This is a genomic window from Desulfovibrio sp. (assembly GCF_041907885.1).
Lineage (GTDB): Bacteria > Desulfobacterota > Desulfovibrionia > Desulfovibrionales > Desulfovibrionaceae > Desulfovibrio.
Map to the genome: position 1 here is coordinate 34668 of NZ_JAYRGM010000005.1, position 13211 is coordinate 47878.

General features: G+C 56.3%; 12 protein-coding genes and 1 tRNA gene. 9 read left to right on the forward strand and 4 right to left on the reverse strand.

The window, feature by feature from the left end:
* Positions 1–27: 27 nt before the first annotated feature.
* A complete protein-coding gene (locus tag ACE3NW_RS04615) occupies positions 28–489 on the reverse strand; it encodes an ImmA/IrrE family metallo-endopeptidase (RefSeq protein WP_374280863.1) in 462 nt (153 codons plus the stop codon).
* A 113-nt stretch (positions 490–602) separates the two neighbouring features.
* On the opposite strand from ACE3NW_RS04615, the gene ACE3NW_RS04620 reads away from it, so the two are divergent.
* Entirely contained in the window at positions 603–1649 is a 1047-nt protein-coding gene (locus ACE3NW_RS04620; RefSeq protein ID WP_374280864.1) for a putative phage abortive infection protein, read from the forward strand.
* A 335-nt stretch (positions 1650–1984) separates the two neighbouring features.
* Here ACE3NW_RS04620 and ACE3NW_RS04625 read toward each other — a convergent pair whose 3' ends face one another.
* Positions 1985–2803, reverse strand: a complete 819-nt coding sequence (locus ACE3NW_RS04625) for a BRO family protein (protein ID WP_374280866.1) — start codon at positions 2801–2803, stop codon at positions 1985–1987.
* Positions 2804–2950: 147 nt separating this feature from the next.
* Positions 2951–3027: transfer RNA gene (locus ACE3NW_RS04630), tRNA-Met, on the reverse strand.
* 526 nt (positions 3028–3553) lie between these two features.
* Here ACE3NW_RS04630 and ACE3NW_RS04635 point away from each other — a divergent pair.
* The 8 genes from ACE3NW_RS04635 (at position 3554) to ACE3NW_RS04670 (ending at position 10739) form a co-directional block, all read left to right on the forward strand.
* Entirely contained in the window at positions 3554–4591 is a 1038-nt protein-coding gene (locus ACE3NW_RS04635; RefSeq protein WP_374280868.1) for a hemolysin family protein, read from the forward strand.
* A gap of 650 nt (positions 4592–5241) precedes the next feature.
* A complete protein-coding gene (locus ACE3NW_RS04640; RefSeq protein ID WP_374280870.1) occupies positions 5242–5652 on the forward strand; it encodes a cytochrome c maturation protein CcmE in 411 nt (136 codons plus the stop codon).
* Positions 5653–5895: 243 nt separating this feature from the next.
* A complete protein-coding gene (locus tag ACE3NW_RS04645; protein ID WP_374280872.1) occupies positions 5896–7812 on the forward strand; it encodes a heme lyase CcmF/NrfE family subunit in 1917 nt (638 codons plus the stop codon).
* A gap of 16 nt (positions 7813–7828) precedes the next feature.
* Complete coding sequence (locus ACE3NW_RS04650; protein ID WP_374280874.1) at positions 7829–8524, forward strand: ATP-binding cassette domain-containing protein; 696 nt, start codon at positions 7829–7831, stop codon at positions 8522–8524.
* Positions 8512–9189 (forward strand): heme exporter protein CcmB, encoded by a 678-nt coding sequence (locus ACE3NW_RS04655; RefSeq protein ID WP_374280876.1) that lies wholly within the window; start codon positions 8512–8514, stop codon positions 9187–9189. Before ACE3NW_RS04650 ends, ACE3NW_RS04655 begins: the two co-directional genes overlap by 13 nt.
* Complete coding sequence (locus ACE3NW_RS04660) at positions 9189–9872, forward strand: cytochrome c biogenesis protein (RefSeq protein WP_374280878.1); 684 nt, start codon at positions 9189–9191, stop codon at positions 9870–9872. Before ACE3NW_RS04655 ends, ACE3NW_RS04660 begins: the two co-directional genes overlap by 1 nt.
* A gap of 47 nt (positions 9873–9919) precedes the next feature.
* A complete protein-coding gene (locus ACE3NW_RS04665; protein ID WP_291331746.1) occupies positions 9920–10057 on the forward strand; it encodes a CcmD family protein in 138 nt (45 codons plus the stop codon).
* On the forward strand, positions 10050–10739 hold the full coding sequence (locus ACE3NW_RS04670) for a tetratricopeptide repeat protein (protein WP_374280880.1): 690 nt from the start codon (positions 10050–10052) through the stop codon (positions 10737–10739). Before ACE3NW_RS04665 ends, ACE3NW_RS04670 begins: the two co-directional genes overlap by 8 nt.
* Before the next feature lie 175 nt (positions 10740–10914).
* Here the strand turns inward: ACE3NW_RS04670 and ACE3NW_RS04675 are convergent, their stop codons facing one another.
* Positions 10915–13206, reverse strand: a complete 2292-nt coding sequence (locus ACE3NW_RS04675) for a hydratase (protein ID WP_374280882.1) — start codon at positions 13204–13206, stop codon at positions 10915–10917.
* Positions 13207–13211: the final 5 nt, after the last annotated feature.

A 13211-nucleotide genomic window follows, 5' to 3' on the forward strand; every position in this document is an offset into this window, starting at 1 on the left:
AAAAATCAGCCTTTTCATTTTATTTGGTCATAAATTTAGCACACTCAAGCGTACTAACACTGCGGCTTTGGACACTTCAAATTCTTCTGCGAGCTTGCGTTCATCAAAGTTACATCGTCTCGCAGCGCAAGAAAATTCATCTTCTGGCATCAAAAATTCTGCTGCGAACCAATTCGCTTCGAACTCCTCTTGCGTTGGATTGCCGTTGCGATGGACAGTTCTGTCTTCATCCAGCGCATGCTCTAATATAATATGACCAAGCTCATGCGCAATCGTAAAGTTATCTCTAACTTTTGGCGTATTGAGAGGGAGCGTTATTGTCCAACGGCCATCTTCATATTTGGCATGTTCGCCATGCTCTTCGTACTGGATCGTGATGTGTTGATCTGCAAAAATTTTATCGAAAGTTTCTTGAAGAGGTTGACCTGGGAGGGCAAAATCCCGTCTTAATTTTTTTGCACGAGAAATTATATCCTCTTTGCTTGACATCCCAGTACCTCCTTCTCTAAAAAATTAAAGAAAGAAAATTATGCATAGCAACTAACTATGTCAAGCAAAATTACACGGCAATATGAAAATTGTCTAGTCCCACAGGAGCCAGAATGAAGACGGTAACGTTTTTTCATGATAAATATGATGCTTGCGCAAGTAAGTTTAGGTGTTGGATGGGGAATAAAAATAGATGTTTTATTGTGCAAGAAATAAACTCACTATTTTTCGATTATATATTCCCCATTTCATCTGGCACTAAGAAAGTATTAAAAATTTGTTTTTTTACCATAGTCGTCTGGATGCTTGGGGTACTCCTGCTTGATGCTCCTGCCCCTCTTTTTTGGGCAAAGTTTTTTGCGAAAACAGATCAACTTGAAAATATTTTTGCACCTGTTGCTGCATTTTTTTCTGGATTGTCAGCTTCAGCTACGGCTTATCTTATTTATCTACAAATGAAGACAATAGAAAAAGCCGACATTGAATCTAAAAAGATGGCATTCGAACGACAGCTTTTTCTCATGTTTGAATTGCGTAATAAAATTATAAGTTCTCTCCGTTATGAAAATGCAGACTTATCAAGCAAAGTTGAAGATATGAAAATTTTTTCGTTTTTTTTCGGGGTGCTTCACGGTACATTTTATAAGTTCTTTGGAAAAATGAAAATTGTAACTTCGTACAGTCAGGGGAAAAATGAAGATGTGAATAAGATTGTTGAAATTGTAAGTAAGCGGGATGAGCTTAGTGCGTTGCATGAAATTGAATGGGACGGAGACAGATCTCAATCTTTTGTGCGAGCTTTTAAGGCAATAGCAGAAATTATATCTGATGAAAATTCTCATCTTTTAAGCCCATATTATCACAATATATATGTTTCATTAAAGTTAATTTTTGAAAATGATTCAATTGATATAGAAGAAAAATATTGTTATATGAGGTTATTTAGGGCGCAGTTTTCTCAGCAAGAATTAATGTTGATATATATACACGCACTTGTGCATAGTGATAGGCATGATAACAAATACAAATTTAAAGAATTAATTGAGAATACATGTTTTTTCCACTCGTTATTAGATGAATTTAAGTTTATAAAATTAAATAATAGAAATTTGGTTTATAAGGAATGCGCCTTTAAGCATCCTGAAACTGCCGCTGATTGACTATTAGGGAGGGTGATGTGTCCCGATGTTTTCAGTTCACCCGCTTAAATTGTTGCTTGGGCGAGGAATCTTTTTGAGGTATTAATTAAAGATTGTGTGGTAATGTCCAGCTCGAAATAGCTATGCGCGATCATCAGGTTCTGTCTTCGTGAGGATGAGCGGCAAAGTTGATCAGCTATATAAGCAAATGCGTTTATCGCTGGATATGCTGAGGTGCAGAATATGTTCTCCAACTGTGCGCGCGATAACAGTTTGCGGTGGGGCGCAGTCTAAATGCAAGAGCTCTGGGCGGGGTAGGGAGCTGTGGTGTGGCGTCCACAGGCCAAGGATGCGTATTATTTCTTCTTCGGCAAAAAATTGTTTCCGGATAGCGCGGATTTGCCAGATTTACTTTCCAGTTCTTCACGGGCTTTCTTGGCAACGCCGCCGCCATTCTTGGCTGCCTCAGCATTTGCATCAAAGCCTGTCGCGTCCATTTTCTCGGCAATTTGCTTGGTAGAAATTTCAGCCAACATAGTCAAAACAAGCTCGGCGTCACTCATATGGTCACGAAGGTTTTGCGATTTAAGCCCTTTCATATCTTTGTGCTGGCGCACTGACAATCCAGTCCATTCCTTGTGGGTAATACCCGTAAGGCGAGCAAACTCGGCCCCCTCCTTTATTCCGTGATCATCCCAAAAATCTGTCAGCGAGTTGCGGACGCGAACACTCAGCATTCTCTGGTTAATCCAATCATCAGAGCGCCCTTGCTTTTTCCATGCAGAGCGGGCGCGGGCAATTCCTGCTTCCGGGTCTTCTGTTTCCTTGATTCGCTCATAACCAACGCGGGCCAGCCAAAGCTTGATTGGTTCGGCTTTGGGGCTTGGGACGGACTGAATCAGGCGTAAAAGGGTTTCGACATCGGCCACGTCTGTGAGGTATTTCTTGCCATCTTGGGCTGTTAACTTCAGCCGGTGACAATTTGTCACCACCTCACTTCCATCTTTTTTGAGTCGTTCTTTCAGCTTGTTCCAATATTTTCTAGCCGTCTGGAAATCCTGCTGTTCCGTCAACACGCCGATAATATCAACCACTGAAAAATACCACGTTTCTGTTTCTTCATCGAACTGGCGGCGGATATGCTTATTATCGAAAGCGGTAATTTCTTCTTTCATCTGTGCATCCATCCTCTAATGTCCCACCGTGCCAGATTCACGACCTTTAACTAACTAAAAACTTTTTAAGTGGCACGTAGGTCGCAACGCAAAAATTAGACAAAGAAAAAGGCACTCAGGTTTTAGCCTAAGTGCCTCATTTCATTCTGGTTGCGGGGGCAGGATTTGAACCTACGGCCTTCGGGTTATGAGCCCGACGAGCTACCGAGCTGCTCCACCCCGCGACACACACAGCGTTTCTCGCTGCGAGAAGATATATGTAAGCGCAACGTCCAAGACTGTCAAGAAAATTTGTAAAATTCTTTTGGGCGGGCGCTTTCATATATGCTTGTCCTTGCCTGTAATCCGCTATGGGCGCTGGTTTGCGCTATTTTTGCCTTGTAAAAATAAGTTTGTTTTGCGCAAAAGGCTCTGCCGTATGCCCCCGCCCTGTTTGCGGGCGGTCTGGCTGCGCAAAGCACATCCATTCAATATGTTAATTATATAGTACGCGTAATTTTGCTGGCCGTAAATATGTAGCATGCTGAATATTTAATCGTTATCCGCAATGCATCGCGCTAAATAGCTGCCATAATGCGCAGTTCGTTACGGCAACGCGCTTAATTTATAGTGTTATGTGTCTGCCTGCGCGCAGGCGGCAGGCGCGCAGCCGATTGCAAACACACCCGCACGGGGCTAAACTTCGGCTGTCAGCGCCCCCCGCGTTTTGCGGGGCGGGCCGCTCCACCAAATCTTTTTGGATGTTTCGCCATGTTCACCCTTGTATTGGCCGTTGTTATTGCCGTTGCCGTTTCGTTTACCTGTTCGCTGCTTGAAACGGTGCTCTATTCTCTCTCATGGTCAACCCTTGAGCGGCTGCGCAAATCTGGCAGCAAGGCGGGCGAGCTGCTGTTTGCCCTGCGCACCCAGGTGGACAAGCCCATAGCCGCCATCCTTACCCTCAATACCATTGCCAACACCGCCGGGGCCACGGTGGCGGGCGCGGCCTTTTTGTCTGTATACGGTTCGGAATTCATGTCTGTTTTCGCCGTGGGCTTTACGGTGCTTATTTTGACCATGGGCGAAATTTTGCCCAAAAATCTTGGCGTGGCAAAGGCAGAGCCCATTGCCGTATTGCTGGCTCGGCCCCTTGCCATCATGGTCAAGCTGATGACCCCCCTGTTGTGGGTTACAAGCATGATTACCCGGCTGGTGGCCCCGCCGCCCGCAGGGCCGGTCATTTCAGAAGACGACATACGCGCGGTCACCAGCCTTTCGCGTCAGGCGGGGCGCATCAAGCCGTATGAGGAAGCCTTTATCCGCAACGTGCTCACGCTCGACCAAAAGCGCGTGCGCGAAATCATGACCCCGCGCACCGTGGTGTTTGAGCTTTCGGACGACCTCACCGTGGAGCAGGCCTACACCGACCCGCGCACCTGGCACTTTAGCCGTATACCCGTTTACGGCGACAACAACGAGGATATCGTGGGCGTGGTAGAGCGGCGCACCCTTGGCCGCTGCATGAATGAGGGCCGCAAGGGGGTTGCCCTCGGCAAGATAATGCGACCAGCGCATTTTATACTTGAAAACCAGACCCTTGATGTTTTGCTGCACGATCTGCTCAAGGCGCATGTACATCTTTTTGTGGTGCTGGACGAATACGGCGGGCTTGCCGGCGTGGTTTCGCTTGAAGACGTGCTTGAAGAAATTTTGGGCAGCGAAATTGTGGACGAAAGCGACAATGTGGATGATCTGCGTGCTCTGGCCCGTCAGCGGCGGCAGGCGCTGAGCGTGGGCAGGCAGGCGTAGCCGCCGAGCGTGGTGGCATGGTGCGATGCGCTGGGCCGGGCGAAATGCAGCAAGGGCAGAAAGCGGCCAGCGTTTAGTGGGATGCGGCCTGCACCGAAATCTGGCCCACGCGCCAGTTTGGCCCAGCGTGAGAATTTGTCCATGCGTGAGAATTTGGCGCTGCGCGAGAATTTGGCCCTGCGCGAAAATCTGATTGGCCCGAAAGATTTACTGAGGGCCTTGCGGCGCTATTCTTATTGTAATACTATGATAGACCGCAGCCGCATTTGTGCGTGGTATTCACGCGGCAGCCTGTGGCAACCGTGCGCTACGGTGCTGTTTCGATCTGCGCGGCCCGGTGGGCCCAGCGGCAGCAGCCCGTGCTGCAATCTCTCCGGCCTGCCGTTCTTCCAATCCAAATCCTTGAGCGGGGTGTGACTACAGTCACAGAAGCTGCCCCGCCTGCTGGTTTATACTTCTAATAAAAATAATTCCTATCTTGTCAGCAGGGGTAAAATAGCGTAGGGTTTCGAGCAAATCAGGGCCGGGCAGCCCAGGGCAAAAGCCCAGGCCCGGCAGATTCGGCCTTTCTGCACTTGCGGCAGGGCAGGCCAAAGGCCATGGCCCCTTTCGGGCAGCACAAACATGGCTCAATGTTTCAGGAGAAACGCATGGCCCGTAAAAAAAACACAGGCATCTACATAGCCGCGCTGCTGCTCTTTTTGGGCGGGGTGGGCTATCTTGCATATTCCGGCTTTTCTGAAAACAGCGTGTATTTTCTGAATGTGTCGGAAGCCAAGGCCGCAACGCCCGATAAACTCGTGGCGGCGCGGCTTTTTGGTACTGTTGCCGAAGAGGGAATTGAAAAGCACCGGGGCGCGCCCGGTGTGAGCTTTCGCCTTGAAGACAAGGACAACGCCAGCCAGACCATTGAAGTGAATTATTCCGGCGCAGTGCCGGATACCTTCAAGGCCGGGGCCGAAGTTATTGTTGAAGGCGGCATGGGCCAGGAGGGCCGGTTTCAGGCCAAAACGCTCATGACCAAGTGCCCCTCAAAATACCAGAAAGAAAACCGGGGCTAGCACTGCTGGCAGGCTGCACGCCGGGGTAACCGGGCTGTGGCCTTTTGCCTGTCTTTGGTTGCGGGCGTGGTTGCCGTGTTTGCACTTGCCCGTTTTTTTCGCGCCCGTTGCCTCTGCTGTTGGTTTACGGCGCGGCTGCCGGGTTTTGATGACGCAATACCTGGGCCGCAGGGCCTTTTGATGCACAAATGATAGCACTCCCCGCCGCAGGGCGGGCCGCCCCTGGTGGGATAAAGGAGTTGTATGTACGTTTTTGCCTTTGCTCTTCAACTGATAGCCCTGCTGGCCGCCCTTGGCGGCGGCGGTCTGGCCCTTCTGCAACTGTGGCAAAACCGGGAAGACTCCCTGCCCGTGGTGGAAAAAGCCCACCTTGTCATCAGTGGCGCACTCTTGCTGGCCTCGGCCCTGCTGCTGCACGCCCTGTTCTGGAACGACTTTAGCGTGGCCTATGTGGCCAGTTACACCGACCGCGTTTTGCCGGTATTTTACCGCCTCACGGCCTTTTGGGCCGGGCAGCCCGGTTCCATGCTCTTTTGGGGGCTGGCCGTTGGCCTGAGCGGCAGCGCCTTTGCCCTCACGCGGGCGTACAAAAACCTCAGCCGCCCCACACGCCTGTGGTACTGGAGCTTTTTTTACATCATCATGGGCTTTTTTGCCCTTATTCTCACCAGCTGGAGCAACCCCTTTGTGCTGCAAACGCCTGTTCCGGCAGACGGCAACGGCTTGAACCCCCTGCTGCAAAACCCCGGCATGATCTTTCATCCGCCCTTGCTGTTCCTTGGCTATGGCGGCTTTGCCGTGCCCGCCTGTCTGGCGCTGGCGCAGTGTCTTTCGGGCCAGAGCAGTGCCGAGGGGGCGTGGTTTCGCCTTTCGCGGCCCTTCATCATTCTGGCCTGGCTGTTTCTTACGGCGGGCATAGTGCTTGGCGCGTGGTGGGCCTACATGGAACTGGGCTGGGGCGGCTACTGGGCATGGGACCCGGTGGAAAACGCCTCTCTGGTTCCGTGGCTGATCGCCACCGCCTCGCTGCATACCCTTATTGTTGAAGACCGCCGGGGCAAGCTTGGTCGCGTCAATGTTTCCATGATGGTGCTCACCACGGTTTCGGCCTTTTTTGCCACCTATCTGGTGCGCAGCGGCATTATTGATTCTGTACACGCCTTTGGCGACGGCAGCGTGGGCACGCCCCTTACCATCTTTGTGCTGGGCGGCCTTGCCATTGCGCTGTGGATTCCCTTTGCCGCGCCCAAGACCGGCAAGCCCCTGGCGGGCCTTGAAAGCCGCGAGGGATTTTTGACCCTTGTTGCCTGGGTTTTGCTGGCGCTGGCCGTGATCATACTGGTTGCCACCATGTGGCCTGTTATCAGCAAGTTGTGGTCTGCCGCGCCGCGCGGCCTTGATGCCCGCTTCTACAACCGCGTGTGCCTGCCCCTGGGCGCGCTGCTGGTGCTCATGATGGCCGCCTGTCCGTGGCTTGGCTGGGGTGGCGGCCTGCGCAATAAAAAAGGCTTATTTGTTGTGATTGGCGGTGTTGTTGTCAGCGCCGTGGTTATCTGGGCGCTTGGCTATCGCCAGCCCACTGCCCTGGCGGGCGCTTCTGCCGCTGTGGGTATTGTGCTTGGAGCCGTCATGCTGCTGGCCGACAAGGCCAACCGCGCGCAGCCCGTTACCGTGGGCGCTCTGGGCGCACACCTTGGCATGGCTCTGGTGGCCATTGGCATTGCTTTTTCCGGCCCCTACACCACCGACCGCGAAATGATTCTCGCCAAGGGCGAAAGCGCCACCGTGGGCGGCTACACTGCCACCCTGCTTGATCTGGGCGAGGGCCGCCGCGCCGACCACGAATACATCGCCGCACAGCTGCAAATCTTCAAGGATGGCAAGTCGCTGGGCGTTGTAGCGCCCGAACGCCGCCTGTACGACAAGTTTGGCAGCATGCAGTTTTCGGAAGTGGACGTGATTCCCGGTCTGGGCAACGAAATATACGCCTCGCTGCTGGGGCTGGACGAAAATTCCAAGGTAGTGGTCAAGGTCAGCGTTGAACCGCTGGTCAACTGGCTGTGGATAGGCGGCACCATCATGTGTCTTGTGCCGCTTGTGGGCCTGCGCCGCCGCAAGAATCCCGTTGCAGAGCCAGACAGCGAGAACAGTGCGGCCTAGCCGCAGGAGGCCCCTTTTGCTGGAACTTGTGCGCGTTGCCAAGGTCTATGGCGTAAAGGTTGTGTTTAAAGACATAAGCTGCGCCTTTGCTGCGGGCAGTGTTTCGCTGCTGGTGGGCGGCAACGGTGCGGGCAAAAGCACGCTCATGCGCATCATGGCCGGGCTTTCGCGCCCCAGTGCGGGTGCGGCAAAGGTGGCCGGTCAGGCCCGCGTGGGCTACCTGGGCCACGCCACCTTTTTGTACCCCGGCCTCACGGCGGTGGAGAACATGGCCTTTTGGCGCGAGGCCTACGGCCTCAAGCTGACCCGCGACGACATCATGGCCGGGCTGGCCCGCGTGGGGCTCGAAGCCCACGCCCATGAGCGGGCGGGTGTGTTTTCGCGCGGCATGGCGCAGCGCCTCAATCTGGCGCGGGTGCTCATGCAGGCCCCCGACGTGCTCTTGCTGGACGAACCCGGCACGGGCCTTGATGTGGCCTCGCTGGCCCTGCTGCGGCGCGAGATAACAGCCGCGCGGCAACGCGGGGCCTGCGTGGTGCTTATCAGCCATGATCTCGCGGGCGACGCGCCCCTGGCCGACAGGCTGCTGGCGCTCGAACACCGCAAGCTGGCCTATGATGGCGCACCAGCCGATTTTGGCGGATTTGGCCCGGCAGGGGAGCAGGCTGCCGCCCGCCCCGACAGTCAGGGAGGCCCGGCATGCTGCGCCTGATGATTGCCATGGCCCGCAAGGATCTTTCCCTCACGCTGGCGCGGGGCAGCGGCCTTGTGCAGGCCCTGCTGCTTGGCCTGCTGCTGCTCTTTGTGTTCAGCCTGTCGCAGGGCATCGGCGAGCGTATGGCTCCGCAGGGCGCAGCCGCCGTGTTCTGGATAAGCTCTGCCTTTTGTCAGGTGCTGATTTTTAACCAGCTCTACGCGCTGGAAGAAGTAAACAATTCCCGCCTCGGGCTTTTGCTGTGCCCAGCCCCCGTGCAGGCCGTGTGGCTTGGCAAGGGCTGCGCCGGGCTGGCGCTGCTGGTGCTGGCGCAGATAGTGTTTTTGCCCGCCGCCGTTGTCTTTTTGGGGCAGGATCTTGGCGGCCCGCTGCCGGAGGCTTTGCTGGCGCTGGTGCTGACAGATATTGGCATGTGCGCCCTGGGCTCCTTGCTGGGGGCGCTGGCGCAGGGGCAGGCCGCCCGCGAATCGTTGCTGAGCATTGTGCTGTTTCCGCTGCTGACACCGCTGTTGCTGGCGGGTATCAGCGTGGGAGCACAGGCACTTGGCGCGCCCAACCCTGATGGGCCGGGAGCGTGGCTTGGCATAGCCGCCGCCTTTGACGCCGTTTTTCTCGGCGCGGGGCTTTTACTGTTTGGATACATCTACGCGGGGGACGAGTAATGCCCAAGTGTTCGGCGCTGCCGCAGATTCTGGCCCTGCTGGGGGGCATTGCCTTTGCCGCCTGTCAGTGGCTGGTTTTTGCCTACGCTCCTGTGGAAGCAACCCTGGGGATGGCGCAAAAAATATTCTACATCCATCTGCCCATGTCGTGGTGGGCGCTGGTGAGCTTTTTTGTGGTTTTTGTGTCTTCTGTAGCCTATCTGTGGAGGCGCAATCTGGCCGCCGACCGGCTGGCCGCTGCCGCCGCCGAGGTGGGCGTGCTGCTGGGCGGCCTTGCCCTGGTTACGGGCATGCTGTGGGCCCGCCGCTCGTGGGGCGTGTGGTGGACGTGGGATCCGCGCCTTACCACCACCCTGATCATGTGGTTCGTGTACGCGGGCTATCTGGTTTTGCGCGGGCTTGATCTGCCGCCGCAGCGCCGCAATACGGTGTGCGCAGTGGTAGGCGTGGTGGCCTTTCTGGATGTGCCGCTGGTCTTTATGTCGGCGCGCATCTGGCGCTCCATCCACCCCGCTGTTTTTGGCAGCAAGGGCGGCGGGCTGGAGCCGGAAATGCGCCTTACGGTAATGGCCTGCGTGGGCTGTTTTGGCCTGCTGTGGGCAGCCCTGGTGTGGCTGCGCAAGCGTCAGCTTGACCTGCGCGACCGCCTGGACGCTCTGACGCAAAACAGCCTTGATGCCTGATTTTGCAAGAGATTGACAGAAACCCGTTCACTCCCTACGGAGGAAATATGGATACACTGACCTGGGTTATCATGGCCAATGCCGCCGTGTGGATCGGCATAGGCGCGTACATGGCCTTTATGGCGGCGCGCCAGCGTTCTCTGGCCGCCCGGCTTGCCCAGATGGAGATGCTCAACCATGACTGATACGAACAAGTGTGGCCTCTCAGCCCGCATACTGATCATTCTGCTGGCTGCGGGCTTTTGCATCATGCTTTTTGCCTCGCTCAAGGCGCGGTTCCAGAATCCTCACCTCACGGTTGCGGCCCGCCCGCAGCAGGGCATGCCTGCGGGTGAAGCTGGCGAAGACGCCCAGACAGTGGGCAAGCTTATGCGTCAGGTGGCGGAGAATCCGCAAGACCTTGGGGCGCTTATCCATCTTATTGAACATCTGGTCAGCGCGCAGAACTGGGATGCGGCAGAAACCTTTGCCCAGCGTGCCGTTACCATGGATGTGGGCAATTCCAAGCCGCTGTATCTGCTGGGTATTATCCAGCACAGTCAGGGCCGCCACAAGGAAGCCGCCGAGGCGCTTGAAAAGGTGCTCAAGATCAAGGACGAGGCCTCTGTGCGCTACAGCCTTGGCGTGCTGTACATCTATTTTCTTGAAGACCCCAAGCGTGGTGCAGAACATCTGCGTGCTGGCCTGAACGATGCCACGGCCAGTGCAGAGCTCAAGGCTGCCATAACGCAGGAGCTGGAGAAGAACCCCGTGCCGGAAGAAGCCGCACCCGCGCCCGTCAAAACAGACGCCAAGCCCGACACCAAGACAGACAGCAAGACAGACAAAAAAGCCGACAAAAAGGCAGACAAGAAAGCCGCCAAGTAAGCTTTTTGCCAGCGTATTCTCAACGAAAAAAGGCCTCTGTGGAGCAGTTCCCAGAGGCCTTTTGCAATTTTGAATGGCCCGGACAGCCACTCAAGATGCCGGAATACAGGATTTAGCGGATGAAAGCGCGGGGGAGGAAGCCCAGGTGAAAGGGCCTCCCCCGCAAATCCATCGTTTAACTATTGTAGAAATTGATCAGGCAGCCATCGAGGATGATTTTGCGTTCGTCGCTGGTCAGTTCCTTGAGGGCAAGGCTGATCTGCTGGGCCTGACCGCCTTCGGTGGCCACGTAGCCGGTGAAGGTGGGGTCGGCGTTCTGCACGGCGCTGCGCACGTTGGGAACCACCAGCCAGTCACCCACCTTGAGGCTGTCGGCCAGCGAGGCATCAACGATAAAGGGCAGCATGCCCCAGTTGATCAGGTTGGAGCGGTAGCGCTTGGTGGCGTATTCCACCGCCATGTTGGCCCAGCCGCCCAGCACCTTCTGGCACGAGGCCGCCTGCTCGCGGGCAGAGCCATCGCCGGGCTTGACCGCAAAGATGGTGGAGCCCAAGCCCACCTGCTTGAGGTCGCTTGCGTTCTGCATCACATCAAGCCCGCAGGCGGCAAAAAGGCCGCGCGCCCTGGCCAGCAGATCGGCATCAGCGGGGTTGGCGAGGCGGGCGGTTTCCAGGGCGTTTACAGCCTTGGCGCGGGCCACGTAGCCGGGGTCTTTGCGCGAAAGTGTGTATTCCGCCAGTTTCAGCGGGTTAGAGCGCAGGGACGAGGTTTCACCAGAGGGAATCAGCTCGTCTGTGGTGGTGACGGGGTCGGTGATGACGCTCACCACCTCAAGCAGCAGATGATCAGGCAGGGGGCTCATGCTCGGCCAGTCGGCAATGTTGGGGCCGCGCACAAGTTCTGCTGTGGGCTCGGCCTTGCCAAAGCCGTTGTACACGCGGCTGTGGTAGATGAGCGGCTCAAAGGTGTACGAAAGGTCGGCATTGGCCAGCGCGGGCGCAGACCAGTCGAGCTCGGTGGCCGGGGTGAGGCGGCCGCCGTTGGCTGCCGTGGCGGCGATGGAGCGGGCGTCCATGAGGGCCACGGTGGAAACCTGACCGTTGGAGGGCTTGGAACCCTCGCGGTTGGGGAAGTTGCGGGTGGTGTGGCGGATGGAGAGCGCGCCGTGGGCCGGGGTATCGCCAGCGCCAAAGCAGGGGCCGCAGAAGGCGGTTTTCATCACCGCGCCTGCCAGCATGAGCTTGGCAGTGGCGCCGTTTTTGACGAGGGCGAGGCCCTGCGGTTCGCTGGCGGGGTACACGGCCAGATTGAAGGCCTGATTGCCCGTGGATTTGCCATCGAGAATGGCGGCAGCCAGGGCGATATTTTCAAAGTTGCCGCCCGCGCAGCCGGCAATGATGCCCTGATCAACCCACACACCGCCGTCACGCACCTTGGCGCGCATGTTCAGGCCCTTGGCCGCGTCGCCAAACTGGCGCAGGGCTTCGGCTTCCACCTCGGCCAGCAGTTCGGCCCCGTGCTTGGCCACTTCGGCCACGGGGTACACGTTGCTGGGGTGGAAGGGCAGAGCGATCACGGGCACAACGCGGCCCAGATCAACGCGGATCAGCCCGTCATAGCAGGCCGGGCCTTCAAGGCGCAGCTCGGCGTAGTCTTCGGCGCGGCCATGCATGGTCATGTAGTCGCGCACCTTGTCGTCGGTGGTCCAGATGGACGAAAGACAGGTGGTTTCGGTGGTCATCACGTCGATGCCGCAGCGGTATTCCACAGAAAGACCCGCCACGCCGGGGCCCATGAATTCCATGACCTTGTTTTTCACAAAGCCGTTCTTGAACACCGCGCCGATGATGGCGAGGGCCACGTCCTGCGGGCCAACGCCGGGGCGGGGCGTGCCTTCGAGCCACACCACAACCTTTTGCGGATTGGTGACATCGTAGGTCTTGCCCAGCAGCTGCTTGACCAGTTCGGGGCCGCCTTCGCCAATGGCCATGACGCCCAGCGCACCGTAACGGGTGTGGCTGTCTGAACCCAGAATCATGCCGCCACACTTGGTCATCATTTCGCGCACATACTGGTGGATAACGGCCAGATGCGGGGGCACAAAGATGCCGCCGTACTTGCGCGCGGCCGAGAGGCCAAAGAGGTGGTCGTCTTCGTTGATGGTGCCGCCCACCGCGCACAGGCTGTTGTGGCAGTTGGTCAGCGCGTAGGGAACGGGAAATTCCTTGAGGCCGCTGGCGCGGGCCGTCTGCACAATACCCACGTAGGTAATGTCGTGCGAGGCCATGGCATCAAAGCGGATGCGCAGCACATCCTCATCCTTGCCGGTATTGTGCGCGGCAAGGATGCGTGCTGAGAGGCTGTTTTTGCGGGCGGCTTCAATATCCACGCCCTTGGCGCGGGCTTCTTCGGCCATGGTGATGCCGTTGGCATCGATTACCACGGAACTGTTGACAATTTCGATCATGGCAG

Excerpts from the sequence above, each read along its gene's own strand:
- ACE3NW_RS04655 (WP_374280876.1), top strand. The coding sequence starts at position 8,512 with ATGCTGCGCCTGATGATTGCCATGGCCCGCAAGGATCTTTCCCTCACG.
- ACE3NW_RS04625 (WP_374280866.1), bottom strand. The coding sequence starts at position 2,803 with ATGAAAGAAGAAATTACCGCTTTCGATAATAAGCATATCCGCCGCCAG.
- ACE3NW_RS04620 (WP_374280864.1), top strand. The coding sequence starts at position 603 with ATGAAGACGGTAACGTTTTTTCATGATAAATATGATGCTTGCGCAAGT.
- ACE3NW_RS04645 (WP_374280872.1), top strand. The coding sequence starts at position 5,896 with ATGTACGTTTTTGCCTTTGCTCTTCAACTGATAGCCCTGCTGGCCGCC.
- ACE3NW_RS04675 (WP_374280882.1), bottom strand. The coding sequence starts at position 13,206 with ATGATCGAAATTGTCAACAGTTCCGTGGTAATCGATGCCAACGGCATC.
- ACE3NW_RS04670 (WP_374280880.1), top strand. The coding sequence starts at position 10,050 with ATGACTGATACGAACAAGTGTGGCCTCTCAGCCCGCATACTGATCATT.
- ACE3NW_RS04615 (WP_374280863.1), bottom strand. The coding sequence starts at position 489 with ATGTCAAGCAAAGAGGATATAATTTCTCGTGCAAAAAAATTAAGACGG.
- ACE3NW_RS04640 (WP_374280870.1), top strand. The coding sequence starts at position 5,242 with ATGGCCCGTAAAAAAAACACAGGCATCTACATAGCCGCGCTGCTGCTC.
- ACE3NW_RS04665 (WP_291331746.1), top strand. The coding sequence starts at position 9,920 with ATGGATACACTGACCTGGGTTATCATGGCCAATGCCGCCGTGTGGATC.
- ACE3NW_RS04660 (WP_374280878.1), top strand. The coding sequence starts at position 9,189 with ATGCCCAAGTGTTCGGCGCTGCCGCAGATTCTGGCCCTGCTGGGGGGC.
- ACE3NW_RS04635 (WP_374280868.1), top strand. The coding sequence starts at position 3,554 with ATGTTCACCCTTGTATTGGCCGTTGTTATTGCCGTTGCCGTTTCGTTT.